The organism is Blautia difficilis, assembly GCF_014297245.1.
Taxonomy (GTDB): domain Bacteria; phylum Bacillota; class Clostridia; order Lachnospirales; family Lachnospiraceae; genus Blautia_A; species Blautia_A difficilis.
Genome location: NZ_JACOQG010000002.1, coordinates 136,958 through 161,415, shown reverse-complemented (window position 1 = coordinate 161,415; position 24,458 = coordinate 136,958). Strand labels below are relative to the sequence as shown.

General features: G+C 41.7%; 26 protein-coding genes. 1 reads left to right on the top strand and 25 read right to left on the bottom strand.

The annotated features are described in order from the left end of the window. Positions 1-8: 8 nt before the first annotated feature. From H8Z82_RS02325 to dcm, 15 genes are all read right to left on the bottom strand, one after another. Complete coding sequence (locus H8Z82_RS02325) at positions 9-1,943, bottom strand: DNA polymerase (RefSeq protein WP_117795935.1); 1,935 nt, start codon at positions 1,941-1,943, stop codon at positions 9-11. Next, on the bottom strand, positions 1,924-2,094 hold the full coding sequence (locus H8Z82_RS02320; protein WP_181972374.1) for a hypothetical protein: 171 nt from the start codon (positions 2,092-2,094) through the stop codon (positions 1,924-1,926). Before H8Z82_RS02320 ends, H8Z82_RS02325 begins: the two co-directional genes overlap by 20 nt. Before the next feature lie 65 nt (positions 2,095-2,159). After that, positions 2,160-2,702, bottom strand: coding sequence for a DUF2815 family protein (locus H8Z82_RS02315; RefSeq protein WP_117781576.1), 543 nt, complete (start codon positions 2,700-2,702; stop codon positions 2,160-2,162). 4 nt (positions 2,703-2,706) lie between these two features. Then, entirely contained in the window at positions 2,707-3,834 is a 1,128-nt protein-coding gene (locus H8Z82_RS02310; RefSeq protein ID WP_117781575.1) for a DUF2800 domain-containing protein, read from the bottom strand. Beyond that, on the bottom strand, positions 3,834-4,160 hold the full coding sequence (locus tag H8Z82_RS02305; RefSeq protein WP_242995539.1) for a hypothetical protein: 327 nt from the start codon (positions 4,158-4,160) through the stop codon (positions 3,834-3,836). Before H8Z82_RS02305 ends, H8Z82_RS02310 begins: the two co-directional genes overlap by 1 nt. A gap of 14 nt (positions 4,161-4,174) precedes the next feature. Beyond that, the gene (locus H8Z82_RS02300) at positions 4,175-4,366 is read right to left on the bottom strand and encodes a hypothetical protein (protein ID WP_117781573.1); all 192 of its coding nucleotides are present in this window, start codon (positions 4,364-4,366) and stop codon (positions 4,175-4,177) included. A 10-nt stretch (positions 4,367-4,376) separates the two neighbouring features. Beyond that, complete coding sequence (locus H8Z82_RS02295) at positions 4,377-4,778, bottom strand: DUF7768 domain-containing protein (RefSeq protein ID WP_117717887.1); 402 nt, start codon at positions 4,776-4,778, stop codon at positions 4,377-4,379. 58 nt (positions 4,779-4,836) lie between these two features. Further along, entirely contained in the window at positions 4,837-5,169 is a 333-nt protein-coding gene (locus H8Z82_RS02290; protein ID WP_021943358.1) for an HTH domain-containing protein, read from the bottom strand. A 483-nt stretch (positions 5,170-5,652) separates the two neighbouring features. Then, entirely contained in the window at positions 5,653-5,832 is a 180-nt protein-coding gene (locus H8Z82_RS02285) for a hypothetical protein (protein ID WP_117781572.1), read from the bottom strand. 12 nt (positions 5,833-5,844) lie between these two features. Then, positions 5,845-7,002 carry a hypothetical protein gene (locus H8Z82_RS02280; RefSeq protein ID WP_117781571.1) on the bottom strand — a complete coding sequence of 386 codons (1,158 nt, stop codon included), beginning with the start codon at positions 7,000-7,002 and terminating at the stop codon, positions 5,845-5,847. Between the two features lie 363 nt (positions 7,003-7,365). After that, positions 7,366-7,611 carry a hypothetical protein gene (locus tag H8Z82_RS02275; protein WP_233447377.1) on the bottom strand — a complete coding sequence of 82 codons (246 nt, stop codon included), beginning with the start codon at positions 7,609-7,611 and terminating at the stop codon, positions 7,366-7,368. 170 nt (positions 7,612-7,781) lie between these two features. Then, positions 7,782-8,360 (bottom strand): hypothetical protein, encoded by a 579-nt coding sequence (locus tag H8Z82_RS02270; RefSeq protein ID WP_117795937.1) that lies wholly within the window; start codon positions 8,358-8,360, stop codon positions 7,782-7,784. An 18-nt stretch (positions 8,361-8,378) separates the two neighbouring features. Continuing rightward, entirely contained in the window at positions 8,379-9,860 is a 1,482-nt protein-coding gene (locus H8Z82_RS02265) for an LlaJI family restriction endonuclease (RefSeq protein ID WP_117795938.1), read from the bottom strand. Then, on the bottom strand, positions 9,860-12,802 hold the full coding sequence (locus H8Z82_RS02260) for an McrB family protein (protein WP_243101090.1): 2,943 nt from the start codon (positions 12,800-12,802) through the stop codon (positions 9,860-9,862). Before H8Z82_RS02260 ends, H8Z82_RS02265 begins: the two co-directional genes overlap by 1 nt. An 8-nt stretch (positions 12,803-12,810) precedes the next feature. Beyond that, on the bottom strand, positions 12,811-14,001 hold the full coding sequence (dcm, locus tag H8Z82_RS02255) for a DNA (cytosine-5-)-methyltransferase (protein ID WP_242995416.1): 1,191 nt from the start codon (positions 13,999-14,001) through the stop codon (positions 12,811-12,813). A gap of 138 nt (positions 14,002-14,139) precedes the next feature. On the opposite strand from dcm, the gene H8Z82_RS02250 reads away from it, so the two are divergent. Continuing rightward, the gene (locus H8Z82_RS02250) at positions 14,140-14,865 is read left to right on the top strand and encodes a hypothetical protein (RefSeq protein ID WP_186994108.1); all 726 of its coding nucleotides are present in this window, start codon (positions 14,140-14,142) and stop codon (positions 14,863-14,865) included. A 31-nt stretch (positions 14,866-14,896) separates the two neighbouring features. On the opposite strand, the gene H8Z82_RS02245 is transcribed toward H8Z82_RS02250, so the two are convergent. The 10 genes from H8Z82_RS02245 to H8Z82_RS02200 form a co-directional block, all read right to left on the bottom strand. After that, on the bottom strand, positions 14,897-15,346 hold the full coding sequence (locus H8Z82_RS02245; RefSeq protein ID WP_117780828.1) for a very short patch repair endonuclease: 450 nt from the start codon (positions 15,344-15,346) through the stop codon (positions 14,897-14,899). 59 nt (positions 15,347-15,405) lie between these two features. Then, entirely contained in the window at positions 15,406-16,326 is a 921-nt protein-coding gene (locus H8Z82_RS02240; protein ID WP_117780827.1) for a GIY-YIG nuclease family protein, read from the bottom strand. Between the two features lie 71 nt (positions 16,327-16,397). Next, the gene (locus H8Z82_RS02235) at positions 16,398-16,571 is read right to left on the bottom strand and encodes a SymE family type I addiction module toxin (protein WP_242995736.1); all 174 of its coding nucleotides are present in this window, start codon (positions 16,569-16,571) and stop codon (positions 16,398-16,400) included. Positions 16,572-16,621: 50 nt separating this feature from the next. Beyond that, positions 16,622-17,473, bottom strand: a complete 852-nt coding sequence (locus H8Z82_RS17270) for a ComEC/Rec2 family competence protein (RefSeq protein ID WP_243176374.1) — start codon at positions 17,471-17,473, stop codon at positions 16,622-16,624. 11 nt (positions 17,474-17,484) lie between these two features. Next, the gene (locus tag H8Z82_RS02225) at positions 17,485-18,432 is read right to left on the bottom strand and encodes a GerMN domain-containing protein (RefSeq protein ID WP_186994107.1); all 948 of its coding nucleotides are present in this window, start codon (positions 18,430-18,432) and stop codon (positions 17,485-17,487) included. An 11-nt stretch (positions 18,433-18,443) separates the two neighbouring features. Beyond that, on the bottom strand, positions 18,444-19,868 hold the full coding sequence (locus H8Z82_RS02220; RefSeq protein WP_186994106.1) for a sensor histidine kinase: 1,425 nt from the start codon (positions 19,866-19,868) through the stop codon (positions 18,444-18,446). 255 nt (positions 19,869-20,123) lie between these two features. Beyond that, on the bottom strand, positions 20,124-20,816 hold the full coding sequence (locus H8Z82_RS02215; protein ID WP_019160710.1) for a response regulator transcription factor: 693 nt from the start codon (positions 20,814-20,816) through the stop codon (positions 20,124-20,126). Positions 20,817-20,826: 10 nt separating this feature from the next. Beyond that, on the bottom strand, positions 20,827-21,600 hold the full coding sequence (locus tag H8Z82_RS02210) for a ComEA family DNA-binding protein (RefSeq protein WP_243176373.1): 774 nt from the start codon (positions 21,598-21,600) through the stop codon (positions 20,827-20,829). Positions 21,601-21,741: 141 nt separating this feature from the next. Beyond that, a complete protein-coding gene (locus H8Z82_RS02205; protein WP_186994104.1) occupies positions 21,742-22,176 on the bottom strand; it encodes a DMT family transporter in 435 nt (144 codons plus the stop codon). A gap of 210 nt (positions 22,177-22,386) precedes the next feature. Continuing rightward, on the bottom strand, positions 22,387-24,438 hold the full coding sequence (locus H8Z82_RS02200) for a hypothetical protein (protein WP_186994103.1): 2,052 nt from the start codon (positions 24,436-24,438) through the stop codon (positions 22,387-22,389). Between the last annotated feature and the right edge of the window lie 20 nt (positions 24,439-24,458).

Sequence of the window (24,458 nt, the reverse complement as noted above, 5' to 3'; positions counted from 1 at the left end):
AGCACCTCCTAATCTTTCTTGTAAAACGGACTTTCAAATCCGGCTGCCTTAAGCGGAAGTCCCTCACACCAGTCAGGGCATACCGCCATGATCTCATTTACTTCTTCCACCGAGGATGTTCCTTCCGGCACTTCAAGCACCACTTCATCATGGATATGGCACACGATGTCAAAGCCTTTCTTTTCCAGCCTGAGCATTGCTTCTGCCAGCACATCCCTTGCGGTTGCCTGAACGATGTTCTCACAGAATTTTGCACCGTAGGATTCTATCCTTGTCCATTTGCGGTTCGTACCGACACCTTCATAGCTGACGCTTTCCGAGCCGAAACGGTTCACGGTCATCCTCGGCCTTACATATGACAGCACCCTTCCTGACGGCAGTGCGATCTTTAACATCCCGGACTGGTAATATACCGTCACCCTTCCGACCGTGGTCATCTTCCGTTCCTTCACGGCAGCCTTTACCGCACCGTCAATCTCATACCAGTAATTTACGATGTGCGGGTTTGCTGTCCGCCATGACTGCACCAGGCCTTTCAGTTCATCCTCTTCCACAAAGTTCAGTGCTCCCATGCTGATAAGCGCACCTTCCGCACCGCCATACTGACAGGCAAGCGATGCCACCTTTCCCCTTGCACGGTACGGGCTTCCTTTCGTGATCTCCTCTATCGGGATATGGAACATCTTCGATGCCGTCTGCTCATAGATCTTTCCGGCACCACGGAACTCTTCCATGACCCATCCCTCTCCGGCAAGATAGCCCATGACCCTTGCCTCGATTGCGGAAAAATCGCTGACGATGAATCTGCATCCCGGCTTTGCCACAAATGCGGTACGGATCAGTTCCGAAAGCACATCCGGTATGGAATCATACAAAAGCTCCGCAAGGTCATATCTGCCTTCCTTTACGATGGAGCGTGCAAGTTCGAGGTCTTCCATATGGTTCTGGGGAAGGTTATGGATCTGCACCAGTCTGCCGGCCCACCTTCCTGTACGGTTGGCCCCGTAAAACTGCAGTAATCCATGCACCCTTCCGTCCGGACAGACGGAACGTTCCATAGCTTCATACTTTTTGACTGACGTTTTTGACAGGGCAAGACGCAGCTTCATCATTTCCGCTACATCACCGTCCGTGTTTTCCACCAGTTCCTCCACGGCTGCCTTTGCAAGGGAATCGATCTCGATGCCTTTTCGTGCAAGCCATCCCTTAAGCTGTGCCACGCTGTTCGGATTCTCAAGTCCTGATATTTCATATGCCTTCTTTGTTGCCGTTTCCTTATACAGAAGGTCACAGGCCACTGCATGTGTGATAAGTTCCGGATCCACCATGATGCCCCTGTCATTTATCCTCTGGTCCATGCAGTACAGTTCCTGCTCCCTGTCCGGTATGGGAAACTTCGAGAGCTTATTCCTGATCTGCTTTTCCACATCCACGTCACGGATACAGTAGGTCTTGAACAGCTCCCACTTCTCCGGCTCATCAGATGGAAGGTTTCTTGTCCTGCCGCCGTTTGACTTGGACGGCTTGCACGGCATACAGAAGAACCGGATCAGTTCCTTTCCTTCCGACATCTTTTTCTTATCAAGGTTCAGTGCTTCTCCCACGCCTTCCAGTGACAGCGGAAGCGACAGCATGGATGCCTGAACGAGTGTACATCTCCACCCTTCCGGCTTTAAGGAAAGACCAAAGTAACGGTTGATACAGTTACGCTCGAATGCTGCATTATAGGCAGTCTTTATCACGGAATCATCCGTAAGCAGCTTCATAATCTCATCCGGCATTTTCTCCCCAGATGCAAGATCAATGATCTTGGTCGGCTCATCGTTCAGACTGTATGCAAATAAAAGGATCTCAAACTGCTCCGATGCAGCATATCTATGTACCCCGCAGTCCGGGAGTGATACATCCGAGTAGGTTTCAATGTCAATTGCAAGTGTGTCCATAAGCCTGTCCCTCCGCTTTCTTCTTTATTCTGTTGATCCCCGTTCTCGCAGCATCCACGTTGCCGGACTTTATCTGTCCCTTGATGGTGCGGAACGTATTATATGGAATATATTTTTTTATGCTGTTTAGCTCTTTCATCAGTTCCTTCATGGCATCTCCTTTATGTATCCGGGCGGTGTATGCCACCGCCCTTCCTATGGTTTACTGGTTCACTCCTATGAAAGGAAATCGTCCTCTGCATCCACTGCCTCGAACTCATCCTTGGCATTGGCTCTGGAACCGAGAGGCTCTCCGTCCTTTAACTTCTGAACATTGCCGAGTCCTGCTGCCACGCCTTTGTTGCCGTTGGAATTGTAGGCATAAAATGTAATGGATACCCTTCCGTAACAGCCTGAATATACCTCGCTCTGGTCAAGGATCGGCTGCACCTGTCTGTCCACGATCTGAGGGGCCTGTTTTGAATTGGCATTCAGGAACATACTGTTCTGGTACGCTTCGTCTTCAGGTCTGTCGATGTCACCGTCTCTGAGCGGAAGTTTCAGGTTTGCCGGGATCTTGCCGCCCCACTTGCCCTTTCCTTCATCCTTTGCCACCTCGATTGCCTTTTTGATCTTGGCAATGGTCTCCTTATCATCCTTATCGATGATGCAGGATACGGAATACTTCGGTTCGCTTCCATTGATGGAATCCGGCTCCCACAGGTGTGCGTAGCTCAGTCTGCAAGGTACGATTACTTTAGTTAAGTTTGCTGTTGTCATAGTCTTAGTCCTCCTTAAAATCCGCTTCTGCGGTTGCTGTTTTAACTGCTTCTCTTTTATCTGAATCCGGCACCAGTGTTACTTTGCCGTCAGGCTTGTACACAAACTTGCCAAGGATTTCATTAAATTTCTTTTTGCCCATCAGTCTTTCCATCTCGGTAATGCCGATCAGGCTCTTTTTGAAGATATCCGTGTATCCGGCTTTCGCTGCTGCCTCAGCCACATCATCTTCATCCGTGTATCTTCTGTTGCTTTTTCCGAGAACGAGCTTATATCCCGGCCATGCCTTATGGTTGACCACTGCCTCATTCTGTGCGTAGGCGTAAACTTCCTCCGCCCATTTTTTCAGTGCATCCGCCTTGGATAGCACCTCTGCAATCTCTTCATCAGACATAAGGTCCGGCTGCTTAAATTCCATCTGGGCAAGTTTCAGATACTCCTCTGCCCTTGCACGGCATGTAAATCTTGCCTTGCAGAATCTGCAGTGGTCTCCGGCTTTGAACTCGCCCTCTCCGGCAAGTGCCTTTGCAGCTCCCGGCTCAAGCACGTCCTTTCCCCATGTAAGAAGTTCTTCTGCAGATATCTCCCATGTGGAAAAATGGTCGAGCCTTGGCTGGACAATCGTAAGTTCCACCGTGTCGATCTCATATAAGAAACCGAGCATGTCAAGAACTCCCAGTCCGTAAATCATAAGCTGGACATTTCTTTCCGCATCGACCATCACGCCCTTGCCGAGTTTCAGGTCAATAATATGGATCTTGTGCGAATCAACAACTACCATGTCTGCCGTTCCGAAACAGTCCGGGATCCTGTCAGCAAGACTGACCTTAAGCTCCACACCTATGAACGGATCCGGACACTCCTGTCTTGCCTGTTCAATCTGGCTGATGTCATATTCCACATAGTCATCCACTGCTTCCAGAAGCTCGTCCGAGTAATAATCGGACACGGGTCTCTTTGTCCTTTTCTTCAGATACTTATTGATGAGATACTCTGCCATCGCATGTCCGGCAGTCCCTTCTGCTGTGAAGGATGATTCTTCATCCGGGAACTGCTCCTCCAACAGTAACGATGGAGGGCATTCCAGACGTCTTTTGCCAGACGATGGAGAGAACCTTGCGTGTCCGCCCATTAAAGCACCTGCGCTTTCTCATACAGTTCCTGCAGTTTATCATCAGGAACATCTGACAGCTTCTGGAATCCGAACTGCTCAATCAGGTTCTTTACCTCTGATGTCTTTCCGGATCTGGATTTTTCTGCAAGGAATGCACGGACCGTCTTTCGGTCAACTGACGGCTCTTCCTTCGGTGTATCTGCCACGGGTGCTTCCTTCTTTTCTGCCTTCTTCACGGGCTTCTCTTCCTTTTTAGGTGTGTCTGTTTCTGCTGCGATCATCTTTCTGATTCCTGCCGCAATCTGCTCGTAGCCCTCGGCTACCAATAACAACGCCTCACTCATTGCGTTCTCTCCTTTCAAATGCGTGCCAGCTTCACATCACCTGTATACACATCGATTTTGTTTACGCTGGACTTGTACTTTCCCCAGTCCATCAGAATATGGAACGGGTACTCCTTTACTACAGTTGCTCTCTTCTTTTTCTTTCCGGCAGTGACCATAAGGCGGTCACCCGGATACAGTCCGTAACGGACATTGACTGCTGACATGGCGGACCTCCTACTTCAACACCTTCAGATTTCTGATGATGCCCTTGTATCTGGCATCCGCACGTTCATCCACAGGAATGGTTCTGACATTCACGGGATTGAAATCTGTATCATAAAGCCTTACAGGCTTCCTTGTTTCTTTTGCATGGTCGAGTTCAAACTTCATGCCTTCCGTGATGTCGAAACCGAACACATACACCTCATCGCACATATCCATGAGTTCAAGACCCATTGCGATGCCTGTCATTCTCTCGTTTGGGATATTGTCATCGAGGAATGATGGGAAATAGAGATGTGGTACGATTGGAACGTCACCTGACATGGCAGTGATCCTTGCGTAGCTCACTGCATTCTTTTTGTTTTCCTCGACTCTGCCCCGATAAGGGCTGCAGATAAAAATTTTCTTTTTCATAATAAAATCATCCTTTCACATTCGGCTCTCATGGCCGTGGGTACTCGTCAATAATGTTCTACAAAGCAAAATCACGGAGGATGCTGTTCATTACCTCAAGGTCGTCACCCTGAAGTGTTGACTGCAGTTTCTTTAACAGTTCCTGCTGTTTTGGTTTCAGGTAATTGCGACCGACATAATATCCGTCTGCCACTTTTACACCTCCACCATATCTGCCACGAACTGTTTCGATCGGGTAAGCGAGAGACAGCTCTTCGATATCGTTTTTGATTGTCCGGACTGAAACGCCAAATTCAAATGCCAGGTTGTCGATCTTGTCCTGTCTTCTCTGACAGAGGACCTTAAGAATCGCTTCCCTGCGTTCGCTTGGCGTCATGCTTTTCTTTGCCATCTCTCGCTCACCTCCTTCCTGTTCTCTTGCTTTGTGACTAAAGAATAATTTTTAAAGGTGCAGACTTTTTGCACGATTAAAAATAAATTTCAAATATTTTTTCAGAAGCACCGAAACTTCATTTTTTTATCCTCACTTACTTATTCTCCTTGCCGTTTCATTTATTTCGCAAAATATAATCAGGCGAATGGAGAATATATAAGGGGGACTTTTTCATCATTAACGATTTGTTATCAGCAGCATAAAAAATAATCTGCTTAACCAACCTAATAATTTCTGACCGATTTATCTTGATACAAAATTTAAAATAGCCATTCATGTTTCATAATCTGACGTGCATTTTCATCCATCTGTGTAATGTAGAAACAACTCACGGTTTCAAAAACAATCTCAAAAAAGGACAAAAAAATAGAGCTGCTACGCAATCTTTCGATTGCAGTAACAACTCTGGCATGTAGTATCTCATAAATTATGGATCAGGGCTCAGTAGCTTGTCTGTGCTTCTTTAATTTGTTTCATAACATCCGTCAGTGCTATCCTTTCCGGATTTTTATGTACTTTTGATTCAAAATATATCTTCCCTTCATCGTCAATCAATGCATCAAACATTCTTGGCTTTGTAGGTTTGCTGCTGTTAATATTTCTGATTTCGATTCTCTGCATCCGCACCACCTCCTATTTAAATGGCAGATCTATATCAGGTATAACATCATCGCTTGAAGGTTCTGGTACTTTAAATATCTTCGAGAGAACCTTTTTATCTTTATTTAAATATGCATCAATAACGCTCCTTGCCTTGTTATCAATATTTACGTGAGATGCCAATACCTCAATCTGCATGTATAAATCTTTCACGGCAGATTTAATCAGATCACACGCCATAATCGTATTGCATAACGGAACTACGGATTCATCAGGAGCTACAAGATAAATTTCATAGCATGCCTCTCCTTCTACGCAATCGGCATCCATATTAATTGTACACGGAAGAATGTACATATCACTTTCTGCATCTTCCAATCGTGACCGATATACATTTCCAGTTACCTGTATTGCTTTTTCAGGATAGAACCTTGAAAAGAAACTGGCTACTCTATAATTTCCGTTACAATCCATGCTGTCATCATCAGGACTCTGCAATGGGTGTGGTGCTGGACCAAATTCAGAGTATAAATCAGTCGGATTATTCAGCTTCTGATTTGGTTCTCTGTGCCAGTACAAATTCCCACATTTGGAATCATCAGCTATTTTCTTTATAAATTCCAGGACATATTTTTCTGTCGGTGTTACCTCATCTATATTAGCTGATATCAAAAAGTCAATGCTGACTCCAAGCATCTTAGCTGCTGTTGCCACAAATTCCAATGTTGGTTCGGATGAATTATCCGGTTTTTCCAGTCTTGACATATATCCCAAGCGGACACCTGCTTCCTTTTCTATCATTCCGATTTTTACATCTGGATTTACTTTTAATAAAGCACGGATATTGTTAAAGCATGTGTACTTGTTAAAATTTTTAAATTCATCTAATGCACCCGTTATATTTGTAAGATAATATGCTAAACGATTTCTCTGTTCCTGCAATACTTTTATTTCATCTCTTGATATAGCAGCAACTCCATGTGACTCCATTGCTTTTTTTACTTCGTCAGGATTAGTATTATCCTTTCCCTCAAAACTCATCATCTGTAAAACTTGTTCAAAATCGGCGCATTCCGCATTCTTATCCTCAACTGCAGATTCAAGTCTCTCCTTGGCATCCAACAAATCTTCTTTTGAGCAGCATCCCAGAGATGCTTTTTGTAATAAGAGTTCAAATTCTTCATTATTCATGATAATCATCTCCTTTTTCACATTTATGAGCAAATTATAGTACATTTTGCATCGGTTGTCAATATATGCAAATTATTTTTTTCTTTGCATTTGTGTGCGAATAAAACGCAAAATGCCTGACAAAAGCAAAAGTATATAACTCATTGCTTCGTCAGGCATTGGTTGCTATTATTTTCATGCACCTATTCGCTCAGTACGAATCTTTTTATTATGTAATGATATCTGTATTATTTTTCTGCAGCACGGACACTTGATTTGTATAGTGCCTTCTGTATCAGGCAGCACATCAAACAATCTACCGTTTTTGCAGCATGGACATGATACTTTCAGAATCTGCTCTCCCATATGCTATCCCCCATTTCTCTATAGATAATCATACGGAGAACGAAATCCTGTTCTCTTCTGTACTTGTTTCTTAGGTAAGCAACTTTGTGCTTCTTCCTTCGAAGAAAAAAGTCTGCTTGCCCTAAGTTGTATACCGCCTGATGTATTTTCTACAAAACGGACAGTAAAAAAATCTCTGCTCCTTTTCAGAACAATCACTTCTCTGACAATGCGATTGCTTTCTATAATAAAAGCTTTATCGCCCACTTCCAGTTTGGTAACCACGTTATCGCCTCCATATAATAATTGAAGGCCAGCTAAGGGAAAGTCAGGCTGACCTAACCTTGGTGTCAAATTTGTCTCTGTTTAACATTAATAACCTCAGGTAGCGAACCTGAGGTTATTATATCGAACATCTGTTCTGTTGTCAATAGTTCATTTACGTGCCCATTGGATTATTCCTGAAACACACTACGGACGAATTTCTCCAGTATGGAATCAAACGTACCTCCGGCAACATCGCCATTTATTATTTCTTTCCGTTTATCAACATAAGTTATCTGAAGTTCATAACTGCATCCATCGCACACTTGACCTTCTACAATGTTCTTTTCCCACAATGGAGCACCTATGATTTTCTGTAGGGAGCATGCAAGTCTGTATGCCTTCTTTTCAGATACCTTTTCTTCCGTCTTAAACTGATATTTCCGATTCTGCCCTTGATATGTATATTCTTTACACCTTCCATCAGGATATATTTCATATACCCACGACTGTTGGGAATCTATCGTGCACGGGCCATTCTCCACAACCTTATATCGTATTTTTGTAATCTGGGTAGCTGGGAGCAGTTCCTTTGACCATCGGTATCCGCAATCAAGGCAGCCACAATCCTCGTGTGGCATTCCATCTATCATCTCACATCCGCCCAGGATAAGTTCTCCCCGTTCTTCTGCTTCAAAAGCTTCATGGGACGGATAACCATATAATATTGGTACAGTCCTGTCTGATCTGCATTTTGGACAAACGACCATAATTCCGTCCCTCCTTTATTACAACTCCAATCGTGTAATATCCATATGATTTCCGGTCAGATAATTATCATATAGCTCTGCCGCCGGAATCAGACGGATTTGTATGTTTTTCAGATTGAGTGCTTCAAGCATAGCCATTCTGGCACAGCCTTTTTTTACAATATCTTTTTTCTCCGTTGGCATCAGGAAACAGTTCCTGACTTCTGCAATGCCATGCGCATTAATAAAATCCTTATAGGCAAGCTGATACAGATATTGTTTTGTTACATCTCCGACACCCGGATTGCCCCTGAGGGACTTTCCTTTTTCCAACTGAAGATTATAATACTTGGCATCAAATATTATGAACCAGTCCTTTCCGTCTATGCATGGAATACTGATCAAATCTGGAATAAGTGTATCTGCTGCCTTTGCTTCCGTATCTTCTCCCTGCCATATAGGCTTTTCTATAATATCTATCAGCTTCTGTCTCTTTATCGTTTTGCTGTTATATTTCTCTGCAAGCGGAACAGTCATCTTAAGCTGGGCAAGGGTAGTATTCAGTTTATTGTCAAACACTTCCGCACAGGCTTTCTCCCAGACAGCATGGTATGCTGTTGTTCCAAACATACTGATACCATCATTTTCATCAAGCATTTTTCTGTCCTGGGACACATATGCATATAGTGTTTTGAGAAGAATCTGCCTGTGCGTATTAAACTGAAGATTCAGTTCCTTTATAATCCGTTCTAACACATATTCCTTGTCACCAAAATCGGCCAGTGTTTCCTCGGAAAGCTCTATGACATCCATATCAAAGAGAGCATCTAATTGTGCATCACGAAGCTGTCTGGAACATTCCGTAAGCACACACTCATGCAGACGTTTGAAATAATCCATGTCATCTTCTACAGATTTCTCCGTATAGAGTTCCATATAATACGGACGGTTATCCTCGATCATGGCAAAGCTCTCATCAATGGTTTTTCCCCAGAGGATTTCGCCCTCTCCATTTACTTCTATGATATCCTCACTGTTCGTATAGATGCCATATTCGTAATAATCATTAATCAGGAACAGGATAACCGCAAGTATATTAAAACTTCTGTTCTCTCCATCACCATTGAAAACATTGATAATCTGCTCTTCGGAACGGCTGTAACGCTCAAGTACTTTAACAACCTGTTTCATCTCATCCAGAACATTATCGTCTTTCTTTGACAGCAGATATTTTGGATAAACCTTTATGACACGGCTTCCACAGGTGATGACTCCGACATATGTAAATACATACAGGCAGTCACCACTCTCTGCCGTTTCATCCGTAATTTCCACATCGTCATCTACAAGGTCTGACATTTCGAGCTGGTCATCAGTATTTTTTACACTCTTCAAGACACCATAGGCTTTGAGATTTTTTATAAATTTTTCTACTCCGTCTTCGTCAAAGGAAAACTTGCTTTTAAGGTCATTTTTCGTATAACGCTTCTGTTCCCTGACATACCGTGAAACAACTTTCATTATACCTCATCCTTTTGTTTATCATAAAAGTTTTCCTTGAAATTTGATCCGAAGATTCCCATTCCTATTTCATCAAAAGCATCACACACCGATGAATATTTGCTGTTGTCACATCCATCAAAGAATCTGTGCTTGCCCTGTTTAACGGCATCTTCATACAGATACATAATTACCTTGCTCTTAAATGCAGCCACAAATTTGTCTGTATCTACAATCATGCCATTCTCATCAGATGCAATTGCCTTCTTTGAAAGGAAGAATGGTCCCATCAGCTTGTCCTCATTAATCTTAAACTGATCTGATGACATTTTTGCATTAATTGCTCTGCGGAGGATATTCCATTCCACTGGCTCATCGCTTCCAGCAAGTTCAATTTTTCCCATTCCAGAAATCTTTTCTTCGTTTTCATTAATTCCAAGATACTCAAAGTTCCATCTTCTCTTAAACGCAGTGTCCATCGGAAATACACCCTGATCAGCACTGTTCATTGTAGACCAGATAAACATATTATTAGGAATCCTGATCTTCTGATAATTGTCAGGAGTTCCACCCAGTTGTTTTGCAAGATATTTTCTTATATCCTCTGATGCCTGGATTTCATATTCACTGACTCCGTCATCATCCCTGTCCAATAGCTGAAATACATCGCCAAATACTGCTGCCACTTTTGCTCTGTTTATCTCTTCAATAAGCAGAAGATGTGGCTGAGGATTTTCAGTTCTTCCGCTCTTAAGTGCTTCTACATAAACACGCATAAACGGTCCCGGCACAAAATCGTATCTAATTTTTTCATCTGCACCCATGACAGGCTTATATGTACCAACAAACTGCGAGTATGAATAATCAGGATGGAATGTAACACGCTCATAAGAACCATTTGTGTCCTTCAACAAGTCCTCACAATCCTCTTTAAGTTCATAACTCTTTCCAGTACCCGGAGCACCAAAAACAATACGGTTTCTTTCATATTTTGTTTCTATTTCTGTGTTAAATACTAACGGCATATAGGTTTCCTCCGCTTCCGAATTATCTAATTCTTCTGATTCAGCTTCTTCCCCATAATAATATTTTTCATATAAAAACATCAGATTTTCATTATTTGTAAGCTGATAACAGGATGTAAGTTTTCCTTCTGATTTATCCGGAAGGGTATCTCCATCTGCAAATTTATTATGCCACTTTCCAGCTTTCATATGTGCCATAGCCGTTGATGCGTCATAGAAGTATTCTCCAATTTCATCAACAAAAGCTATCAGCTTTTCTCCATTCATAGCGACAAAAACAGTATCTGCATTTGTTTTATAGAATCTTGCCAGTTCTCCGGCCTTTCTGGATGCTGTCTTTTTATCATCGTGGAAATACTCTTCCATCATCTTTTCTGTAATGGCATCCTTATCTATTCCATCACCCGCAACATAATCCTGAAGTGACCCGATAGCTCTCCATCCGATTCCAACTACAGATTTCTGCTGCCATTCCGCAACATAATTTTTTTCATCATCTTTTGTGCCAATTCTCACAAAATGTTTTATGCCACCAAATTCTTCGAAAACAACAGCAAAGAATTCTCTATAATACATTCCGGCATAGTTTTCAATCTTCGCAAGCTGTGCGCTTCGGGCATAATATTTTTCACTTGGATTGATTCTTAAACATCTGAGTACATGTGTCTGCCAGTCGTTTGAATGGAAACCGCTTAATTTTTCTGGACAGATAAGTGAAAAATATTTATGAAACCATGCCAGGTTATAGTATTGTTCACCTACACCCTGTTTCAAATCTTCATCGAGCTTTTCAAAATCAGGCAGGTTATCCAAGATGGCATTATTTATAATATCTACACCTTTAACAAGGGCATCTCTTATTGTCTTTCCGATTTCAAGAGCCTGTTCTTCTGATAACACTTCTGGTTTCTGCGGGCTTCCCGTCATCCACTCGCCTGTATCCTTTTTCTGAAACAAACCAAATTTGTATGCAGATCCACCCGCAATGCTTCCGAAATATTCTCTGCAGTCTGCATTATGCTCTAACCAACAGCATAGTGCTTCTGTATTATCCCCAACTGTATAAAATAAAGATGTTAAGAGATTCTCATCTTCAATGGCTGCCAGTTTTTCTGGTGAGAATCTTTCCTGAAACTCTCTTATAGCAGTTTCAATATTACTTCTGCTGCATGGTATTTCAAATCCAGTTTCTGACACATAATCTGTGATTATCTTAGCAGCCCTACGGTATTCATCTTCGAAACTGTCACTGCCTTCTTCATCAGCATCTGTAATTGTTTCCAACTCTGCATACAAATTTGCATCATTTACATATGCATAGGTAATGGTTGCCACATATGACTGACTTGCATTAACAAGATTTAATACACTTAAAATAGGCGAAACATAGAAATCATTTGTTCTCTCTATCCCTTTTCCACCTAACCACCATTTATCGTTTGATACGAATTTATATAACAATTCACAATTTTGATTAGCAATATCCTCCTGTTGTCCCAAATCCAACAGATAATCTTTCATAATTTGCTTGAACTTTTCAGAAAAATCTATGCCATCTGTGCTTTTCAAATTTTTGTATATTTCTTTCTTTTCCAGAGCTTTTCCATTACTTCCCACGAAAACACTAACATTACTATCAATTACCTTTTCAGTGTAATTTCGGTACTTTATGATTTCCTTTATCAATTCTACCGGATAGGTTGCAAGAACAAACCATTGATTAGGCAAGTATATTTTCAACCCAGCCGAGGTAGTAATAATAGCAGTGCTTTTTAAATACTCTATTGTATTTCCACCAGAAGCAATATTTTTTGCGAAAGCCTTCTTAAATCCCCCACTCAGACTAACATCCTCATAACTAAATTTAGCTTTAACTGCGCTTTTTGTATTTTCTACAAGTTCTCCTAAATCTTTCAAAATTGTATTGTTATCATCCATTCGTTAAATCACTCCTTTACTGGTAGAGACCCCATTTCCTCTCTGATCCTTTTCGCTACTGCACGAATAACCGGAACCGCAACGGAATTTCCAAATTGCTTATATGCCTGGGTATCAGAAACCGTTATAATAAATTGTTCAGGAAAGCCTTGTAATCTGGCACATTCTCTCGGAGTGAGTTTCCTTGGATTTTTATCTGATCCCTGATCAATTAAAATTTCGCTTCCATCCTTATAATATCGTGCACTAATAGTATTTGTATATTCTGATTCTTCGTTAAATAATGAATAACCAAATCCATTTCCTTTTTTCTTATGTTCTTTTTTCCTTCGTTGATGTCCTTCCCATAATGCATCACTTATCGTGTATTTTTCATCCACATCATGTTCCAATATATCGCCAAGTCTTGTTTTTTCATAAGTAGGTGTTGGAAACTTAAACTCATAATCATCAGAAATATTATAGTATTCTTTATTTAATCCAACAATATAAATTCTTTCTCTATTCTGAGGAACACCAAAATCTCCAGCACGGAGTACTTCGTAGTTGACGTAATAATTGAGTGCATCCAAATGTTCCAGTATCACTTTTAATGTACGCCCTTTATCATGCCCTTTGAGCTGCTTGACATTCTCCAGCAAAAAGGCTTTCGGTCTTTTTTCCTTTAAGATTCTTTCAATTTCAAAAAATAAAGTTCCCCTAGTATCAGAAAATCCTTTTTTCAATCCAGCTTGTGAAAAAGGCTGACACGGGAAACCACCCAGTAAAATATCAAAATCAGGAATATCTTTTGCATCTATTTGCGTTATATCTCCTGCCGGTTCTTCACCAAAGTTTACCCTATAGGTCTTTTGTGCGAATTTATCCCACTCTGACGTAAATACACATTTTCCACCCAATTCCTGAAAAGGAATCCTTATTCCTCCTATTCCAGCGAACAAATCAATAAATTTAAATTCCGGCATTTCATCCTTTACTTCAAACGGTGTTTTCTCTGCAAATTGCAAAATTGTTTTATATTCTAATGCAGACGGAGCGGATTCTCCATTTTCCCATCTGCGTAATGTTCTATCTCCGTTTCTTCCCATTCCAAGTGCATCGGCAAAATCTTTCTGCGTAAGCCCCAAATTCTTTCTTTTCGCCTTTATTGCTTCGGACGTATTCATTTCAATATCTCCTTTGTCTCTTTTATAGGTCAATCTGTCCTCATTTTATCACATTTTATTCAAAATTGGAACTGGTAAAATCACAAATTTCAAGCCAGAATATCGACTGCTCTATACATTCATCATCAAAACTGTTACAATAGTAATATCAAAAACAAAGGAGGCTTTGATATGCCGTTCATAAATGATTTAAGAGATGTACAGAATAAGACTCGTAAAGATATCTCTCAATCGCAGCTTATCTTTGATGAGACTATACGAAGAAGCGGTTTTACTGGTGCATCTGCACAAATCCAATATGATCATATATATGATATTTTGGCTGCACGTGATGCTGTTCATACCGATATAGTCACAGCCGGACTCAAAGAGGACGTCAAAGTCACCGGAGCCGTAACTGAATTAATCTGTAAAATAGCACTCGACGCAAGTGCTCCAAACAGATATGATACACTTCCTAAAACATGGGATTGGATTGGAGATTTCGCCATTATGGGATCTCCTTTTAACCTATTTATATCGGTCAAAAGCTACAAGGCTAAAGAGCGTTTAATTGTTAGTGGAACAGGACAAAACGCTGCTCCTGTAGTTGGGTATGGCCTGTTTGATGATCCAAGTGAATGGTCACCTGATAGAGTCAAACAATATAAACAGAGAGGCTTCATCGCAATCTACATGCCAAATACTTTATATGATGCACTTGACGCAATGACTCCTCAAACACCAGGACTAAGCCCTCGGTTGATTCGAAAATACTCACCTACAAATGGTTATCCGGCCACAAACATAAAAAACATCTATGATCGACCACTTCTTCGAAAATTGGAAGACTTCGATGATGACATTGCCCATGTATGCATTCCTGGAACCTATACTCTCGATCTCTCACGCTATTAATATGACATAAAAAATGCAAGGCGGTTATTGCTTAACTGTCTTGCATTTCTTCATCACAAATCAACATATCAAAAATCGTTTCTTCAATTACTTTAATGCATTCATCTGTTTTTTTCTTTATATCGTTTCCCCAAAATCTTACAACGGTCCATCCCATAAATAAGAGTTTTTTATTAACCTCATCATCGTGTTCTCTATTTTTTCCAATTTTCTTTATCCAAAATTCAGCGTTTTTTCCTTTTTCTAATCGTGGCTTTAAAACTTCCCAATCCTTGCCGTGAAAGAACTCGCTATCACAAAAAATGGCAATTTTATATTTTGTAATAGCAATATCCGGAGTTCCCGGTAATAACTTATAATTCTTTCTATACCTAATCCCTTTCTTCCACAATGCTTTTCTCAGGACAACTTCTATTGATGTATCCTTTGACTTTATGTTGACCATGTTTTTATGTCTTTGCTCTGGTGTCAAACAATCCATAAATATCACCTCAGCCATCAAAATATACTATCAGCATAACGCTAATGCATCCACCAACGCTATACTAAACTTGTATACCATTTTATAAACAAATCTCTATGCCCATATTTTTCATACCATTCCTTTGTCAGTAACACCTTATATTTTCCAAATGTAAGTACTACCTTTTTGGGTGTGTAATATCTCTGCATACCATTAAGGTAATGTGGCCTTTCTTCGTCCGGATTATATAATTTGAAGAAAGCCACATTCGAATTCTGCAAATTAAAAAGTTCTTTTTTATTACATTCTGTCGGATTCAATAGAATCTGCATTTGCTCATCAGAAAAAACATATCCTGAGGCTTCCAAATTTCTCATCGATTGTAATATAAAATCACCTACCTTAGTAACACCTTCTGGCAAATCCGGAACAGACCTATTGGAAACCAAATACTCCTGTTCAGCTTTGGGCACAGATACGGATGCTGTCATAGGCTCAAAAACCTTATACCCCAATGCCCCTAAAACTAGTTCAGCCTGATCTATGTACTCTTCTAATTCACTTTCTTTTTCTTCTGTTACTGTTCCTATGGTTGGTTCATTTCCATTTTGTACATGAAATCGTCCTGCTTCTAATGCTTTATTATAAAAACGATTTTCCAAATAAGAAATGTCTGTACGACCGAGCGAGTTATCTTTTCTTGTAAAAATCACAACCTCATCCCAGTAATCTTTGTATTTATCATTCTCGTGATCAAGTATCCTCTGGTGTATCCCTTTCCCATTTTTTCTAACTTCTGCTTGACCTACATACACCATATTGTTACCAAAAAGGAAGTAAACTCCGCTCTGTTTAAATGCATCCAACTCCTTGCACTCGTCCAAGAGCCTTCTTGGAATTTTGTAAGCAATGCCATTCCAATTAGATATTGTTGCTTTAATTTTCCCATTAGCTACCCCATCAATGAGATAAACACTAATCACTTTTCCCCTTGCCACTTAATCACTTCCTTAGTATACATAATATTATTAATTTTAGCAGCTTTAACCAAGTCGGTCAAGACGCTACATCAGGCTTCGGCACTCCATATTTCGTTTGCTTTAGTTATAATCAATCGTCCATCCTCACACTTCACTTCAATCTGCTCTCCGATGTCAAATCCCAACTCCGACAGCCACTGCCCTTTAAGTACAATACTCGGTGTCCGCTTGTACTGGTATCCGCTTGCTTCGTAAACTTTCATTTCTCTATATTTTTTATATGCCATAGGCTTCTTCTCCTTTTGCTGATTTTTTAACTTTTGCGATAAGATTGACTTACGCTGAATGATTGCTTCTTTTGCCAATTTATACATTTTATGAGATACCCCCTTGAACAAGGGAAACGACAACGGGGAATAATTTCCTCGCCTAAGCACAGTTTTAGAATGTAAATTATAGCGATATGCAGTGGCACAAATCCCCAGTTTATGCGGGTTTCAAGCACTAGGGGGATATCCAACTTTAGAGTCTTAACACCCGAAATAGCCAGAATATGAATGATTCCGCCCATCTGGTAACGCATTTTCAGTTCCGGATCCAGATTGGTCTTGTCTCCCAAAACAATTGCTTCAAAGGCTCCCGCCTCACTGTCACAGACAGTTTCCAATATCTCTGTAAATCTTTCTCTCAGACTGATCAAAAACTGTCCATATGCAGAATGGGTCCGGGATTGCTTCTTTATGATTGCTTTTTTCAATGCATAATAAATGTGTCTGCAGGCATTGTAATTTTTACTGTTAAATTCGCCTGGATTACGCGGACCTTCTATTTCCTCCAGTTTTCCGGACAACAAAATCATACTTCCTGCCTTTGGCAAATCACCGGGAAGCTTCTTATTTTTCATATAAACTTTTACTTCATCAATGGAAACTTTTTCAGAATTGTAAATAAGATATGTATTTCTCAGATATATAGATTGATAATTTTCATTTTCCTGGCACCTGACCACCTCCCCGCAGATAGTGGATTCCGGGTGCTTTTTAATCCATGTCTGTACAGGTTCCGGCAGAGGATTTCCACTTGTCATGGAAAACCCCAGCCAGTCTGTCACACACAGAAAAACAACCAGAAGCAGGCACAGGATACAGACAGGCCGTCCCCTCATTGCATGCCTCCTTATTTTGTCTCTTTTTCATCAACTACAAGCTTGTCATTTTTCTCATAAAAACGATATAGAGCCATTTTCTGGCCAAAAGTATCTAATTTTTCTTTTTCCCCTACAGTAATCTGCACTTTATCTGCATCCACCGCATCCAGCAGAGAATTCACCACTGAATATACCGGAATCTTCTCTGACACCTCCAGTGCATAGGAGGAAAACACCTGATCAAATGCCACATAGCATACTCCGTCTGCAATGGTTACATTCAGAAGCTCCGTATTCTCCGGAATGGTAGGATAATGTCCTTTTTCCATGGGTCCCTTCATCAGCTGTTCCAGAATGATCCGCTCCCTTGGAATTGTACGCTTATATCGCACAGTTCTCTGTTCCTTTACCAGATGGGTTCCTTCCTTATCTGTAAAATACAAAGTAAACGTATTGCTGCAATAGGCATCCGGCTCATTTCCTGTAAATTCTGCAAAGGTATCCTCAGTCATATCTCCCACCGGATTTCCTCTGGAATCCAGAAGTTCTTCATTCTCTACAGTAAAGCGCACTGCTGTGATCCCAGGCACCTGCAGAAAAGACTTTACTACTCCTGCACGTACCAAAATTTCCCTTGCAGCACTCATATCCTTGTAGCTGCTGTTAAAATTCACAACCAGAACAGGAGCTTCAACACTGTAATTCATCTGAAGTTCATCCGGCAGAAGACTTATGGCTTCTTTTCCGGACTCTTTGTTATTCATCCGCTGCATCATATCTTTCAGCATATATTCTGCCGTGCTTTCCTCCGGCGTATAAGCTTCCCTGACCAGAGCCGTCTCATCCCCGTTAATATCATACAGATAGTATTCGGCAGTATTATTTTTATCCTGATCCTCCTGTACCTCTACAGAGCATCCTGTGAGAAGGATTCCAAGCAACAGTACAGTAAAAATCCCGTAAATCAATCTCTTCACAACAGCACCTCCTAGGACGCAATATAAGACAGAGGAATGCGAACAGAAAAAGTAGTCCCTTCCCCTTCTTTACTGAATACTTTGATTGCTCCGTGATGCATGGCAATGGCACTTCTTGTGATGGCCAGTCCAAGTCCTGTTCCGCCGATTTCTTTGGAATGGGACTTATCCACACGGTAAAAACGTTCAAAAATCCTCTCAATACTGTCTTCCGGAATTCCCATACCGGAATCTGCCACAGTTACATAAAAATATTTATGATCTGCATCCAGAGATACCCTGACCCAGCCATCATCTACATTGTATTTAATACCATTTTCTACCAGATTGCTGATGGCAAGAGTAAATTTTACTTCATCCACATCTGCCTCCACAGGACGGAAGCAGTCCAGGATCAGATCAATATTCCTCTTGTCTGCAATAGGACGTAATCTCTTCAAAATGTCCTCCAGCAGCTGATTGATATCCATATGGGTGATATTCAGATCTGCCGCCTTTTTATCCATTTTTACCAATGACAGAAGATCTGTGATAATCTTATTCTCCCGGTCAATCTCCGCTGTGATATCTCCCATAAATTCCTGATAAAGCTCCTCCGGAACTCCCTGCTGTCCCACCAGTGAATCTGCCAGAACCTTCATGGAAGTCAGAGGTGTTTTTAATTCATGAGACACATTTGATACAAACTCCTGACGGGATTCGTCCAGGATTTTCATCCTGTTTACCATCTTATTGAAAGCATCTGTAATCAGCTCAGTTTCTGTATAATCAGGTACGCTGATAGCATCATCCTGCATACCGTCCGTAAGATCCTCAATTGCTTTGGTAACTCTTGCCAGTGGTTTTACAAGGATCGTTGACAGCAGCCATGACAGGAAAATGGAAAGCACTACAATAATACCAAGCAGCATCATTCCTTTCTGTTCCAGCTCAGCCATCATATCTCCGATCTCAATGGTAGAAATCGTCATCAGCATCACACCCTGTATCTGCTGCACATCCGGGCTTTGTACAGGAACTGCAACCTCCAACACTTTACTTTTCAGATCAAAATTGCTTGCTTTTTCTCCTTTAAAACACTTCACTGCAAGAGAGCTGAGAAGTGTTTTTCCCTCTTCTGTGTGAAACGTATCTCCTACAATCTTAAAATCCCTGTCTGCCAGAAGGACACGACCATTGTAAAGGTCTGCAAACATTTCCAGCTTAGTATTTACTGTCTGAGAGCCGGTATCATTCAGATAATTCTCCTTAATGATCAAATTGCACAGGATCTCACTCTGATCCTGCACCGTCTCCGTAAGCATGGAAACTGCACGATCCTGATAATTATGAAGCATCGTATAGGTCACAATCACGCTGGGTACAATTCCAAGAATAATTAAGATAATCAAAATACGAAAACGCAGACTTTTGAAAAAATTTGTTCTCTTTTTCATTTTGCCTAACCTCGTTCTCTTTTGTCATGGTCAAGCGGATATTCGCAATCCGCTTCGCTACTTGCTCATAACCGAATAACTGCTCCGCAGTTTATCAGAAGGAGCTTGCACTCCTCCTGATACAAGCAAGTCCCTACCCACTGCTTATCGCTTTTCGCAACCTCGCAGGGGACTTACTTGATTCGGTTAATTTAAAAAGCACAGCAGATAATCAGTTATCATACTGTGCCAGTTTCTTCCTTTCATTCTGACAGATCATTGTGCCTGGAAATAATAGCCCACACCCCATTTGGTATGCACATATTTCGGCTCACTTGGATTGGTCTCAATCTTCTCACGAAGGCGACGGATATGTACATCCACAGTACGGACATCTCCCGGATATTCATATCCCCAGACAATATTCAGCAGATTCTCACGGCTGTATACTTTATTGGGATTGAATACCAGAAGTTCCAGAACATCGAATTCCTTTGCAGTAAGGTTAATTTCTTTTCCTGCAATAAATACACGTCTTCCCTCACAGTCCATGTGGAGATCTCCAACCTCAATTGTCTTTGCCTTTTCTTTCTCATCGTGGTCACTTCCGGCACGACGCATAATAGCTTTAATACGGGCTTTTACCTCCAGAATATTAAAGGGCTTGGTAATATAATCATCAGCGCCATATTCCAGACCCAGGATCTTATCCATATCCTCACCCTTGGCAGTAAGCATGACAATAGGCACATTGGAGAATTCACGGATCTGCTGACATACCTCCAGACCGTCCATCTTTGGAAGCATCAGATCCAGAAGAATGATATCGTATTTTTTCTCCTTGGCTTTCTCCACTGCCTCCTCACCGTCATAGGCGCAGTCAACCTCCATTCCATCCTGCTCCAGGCTGAAACGGATTCCCTTTACAATTAACTTCTCATCGTCTACTACCAAAACTTTCCTGCTCATCAGCTTCTCCTTATCCTACTACTATGTCATCTTTTATCTTTTCAAATGTACCTTCCTTGATGCCCGATACATTCATAATGTCCTCAATTGTTGCAAATGGTCCATTCTCTTCCCGATAGGCAATAATCGCCTTCGCTCTGGTATCCCCGATTCCACTTAACGTGGCCAGGCCTGACTCATCCGCTGTATTTATATTAACCTTTCCATTCTGTTCCAGGCCTTCGCCTGTCACAGTACCCCCAGCTGTTTCCTGAATCTGTCCGGTTCCGTCAGCACTCTGCCCTGGCTTCAGGTTCATCTGTGTCTGCTCCTCCCGGGTCAGTATATAAAGCTGTTCCCCGTCTGTGAGAATGCCGGCACGATTTACGCAGGTCTGCGCTGCCTCCGGTAAAAATCCACCGGCTGCTTCTATTGCCTGGAAAACCCGGCTTCCCTCTTCAAACTGAAACACACCCGGATTCACCACTGCTCCACAAATATCCACATAAATCTTACTCTTTTCTGGTTTCTCCTGTTGAGAAACCTCTGTAGCTTCTGTCTCAGGTTCCCGAACCTGTTCTTTTTCAGAATGCTTTTCCTTTTTATCAGTTTCCGTCTGCTGTTCCTGTCCTTCGGAGTCTGCTTTCTGCGCTTCCTCAGCATCTACCTCAGCCTTTGCCTCCTGAAATCCATCGATGAGAAACTGTGCTTCTTGATTTTTACATCCTGTCAGAGCTGTAAAAATCCAAAATAACACTGCCATCATCAGACAGCACAGACGTTTTTGATTTCTGTTTTTCCGCAAGGTTCTCTCCTCCCCTTTCAAAGTCAGAGTCCCCTTGTCCATAATGCCATACTCTATTGTAACGAAATCTTAACGTTTTTACAATAGTAATTTTAAAAAATTCCTATCTCACCCTGCAATAACAGCACCTATTCTTTCCCGTCAATTTTCCCATTTAAATATTACAATTCCGGCTATTGCAATAAGCAATCCCATTACCTTACGCCATTCAAATGGTTCTTTATCTACCCCAAACAACCCGGCCAATTCAATTACATAGGCAACTGCCAGCTGAGAAATAACGATCAGCATTGCTGCCTTTGCCGGTCCAAGTGCTCCCATACTCTGGATTACTGTAATTGTAATAAACGCTCCGATCACTCCGCCAAGAAGTGTATATTTATTGTCCACCTGCCAGAGTGCAACCACACTTTCCCGTCCTGTAAAAAGCCAGGCAAGAACACAGACTGCAAAAGCCGACAGCTGTACCCATCCGGTTGATACCCAGAGGCTGGTCTGCTTTGTCACCTCCGTATTAAAAACACCCTGAATGCTCATCAGTGCTCCCGAAATCAATGCCACTATAAATCCCCACATAAATCTGCCCTCCTGAATAATATGATCATTCTGCTTACTCCGATAATCATTTTTATGTCGAAAAGAGGCACCGCTGTTTAGCAGTACCTCTTGTTTTCTTTAGTATTAGTCTATTCTGTTTTGCAGATATCATTCATAAACCGGGCAAATAAATGTTTCGTTTCCTCACATATATACTTCCTGCAACAAATCCTATTTCACAATTTACAGTCAGGCACCCAGAACAGCAGATATCTTAATCTCTTTTTCCGTTTCACTGAGATCAAAATCACCGCCATCTTCCACAATCATATGTACCTCATACAGTACGTCTTCGGATAATGTATCCGGTGTTTCACCATCTTCTGTCTGGATATGCCATTTCTCTTCCGGAACTTCCTTCAAGGTACCATCTGTACCATATGCATACAGCTTCAGAGAACCTGTTTCCCCTGAGATTCCTTTCATGCGTATTGCAACTGTCGTATTCGGATGTACATTCTCAATTGTGATCGTATTCAGCCATCCTTCCACATCTCCCTGTCCACCGTCTGCTGCAAATTTCTTCTGGCTTAACACATTGCGCATTGCCTGATCCAGATCCACCTTGCGGTAAGGCATTTCCGGCAGATATACAAACCTGTCCTGAAGTCTCAGCAGTTCCAGATAACCGGTCGGACAATAGAGCGCATTTCCGCTGTTTCCCGCATACATACCGATAGCCATGTTGTTGTATCCCGGTTTGTCAGAAATATCCATGGTAAACACAGTCTCGCCTGTCTCAAAATCAAGCATGATATACTGCCACATACCAGTTTCCATATCCTGAACATATCCGTAAATATATCCTGTTGCAGTGGACAGCTTCATCATGGAAGTGTCAGACAGATCACTTCTGCACCAGACACTCTTCATCTCATATCCATCCTCCGTCTTAACTGTATCCACACGTTCTATACCCGGCGCGATCATTTTATTGCCCTGTCTCAGCCAGCCCACATCATAAATATTCTCATAGCTTTGTATTGAGGAATCATTATCTGCTTCTCCAAGCTTCGCACTTCCTGCACCAAACCAGTTACATACGATCGTGCTTACTGTTCCCTCTCCATCATCATATACAATTGCAGAATTTTCCACAGACACCTGTGTACCTTCCGGAAGTTCATCTATAACAGGCATACTCGCAACCTGTTCTCCTGTTTTCATATCCACCGCAATAAGATTTACCGGATCCTGATTGTCTGTAAACATAACCAGATCTTTGGTCAGAGACGGGGAACATCCACCTCCCCATGCAAGACCGCCACCTGTCGTCTCGTCGCCTTCTTTGCTTTCCTTGGCACCCACACTTTTATAGGAAGTTTCCCAGACTTTTTTCACACCATTATCCGCCTGGAGCAGATAACACTTCAGATTTGTCAGAATGACCGCACCCTCCTTAGATGCCGCAATACCATTCTCTGCACCCTCTCCCGGTTCCAGTTCATATACAAATACTGCATCTGACAGATCCACATCTTCTCCATTCAGGATCTTATCGATAGCTGCACGTGAAACATAGCCAAAGGTTCCCTGCTGTTTTCTGTCGGGATAAATGCGGAAGCCTCCTGTTGCAAACCAGAGATTTCCCTCATAATCAAAAACTACAGATAACAGATTCTGATCCAGTGTTTTTCCAAGCGCTGCCTCTGCTGCCGCTTTAATGTCGATATCCAGAACCTTCTCAAATTCCGGAAGTACATTTCCCTCCTCATCTGTAGCCTTAAGCATAAGTACCCGATTATCGTTCGTCGGACACACAATGCGATTGCTCTCATCTACAAAAGAATATGAACTCTGTATCAGATAACTTCCATTGTCATGCTGTTTTGGCGAAAAATAGCCCAGGGTCTGTGCCTCATCTGCATTAATATCACGGATCGCCAGGCCACCCAGAAGTGGAACCACAGAATGTCCATAGGAATCAAAAAAGACTGCCGGCGAAGCATTGGGATTAACTTTTTCATAAGAAACATTGATCTCAGAATAAATATCAACGGGCAATACCTCATCTGTTGAATCTGTATTATAGCAGTCATGATGAATATTAGAATCACTGGCTGCCATATATGGATTCACATCCATAGCCTTCGGTGTAAGTGCCTTGACCGGAAGTTCTGATGCCTGACCAGCACTTTCTTCTGTCTGTGTTTCCTCTGCATATACCGTATTTACTGCCGGTTCAGATGCTATAGCTGTTATAAAAGCGATCATTGCAAGAATTAAAGCTCTTTTCTTCATATTATTTTTTCCTCCTGAGT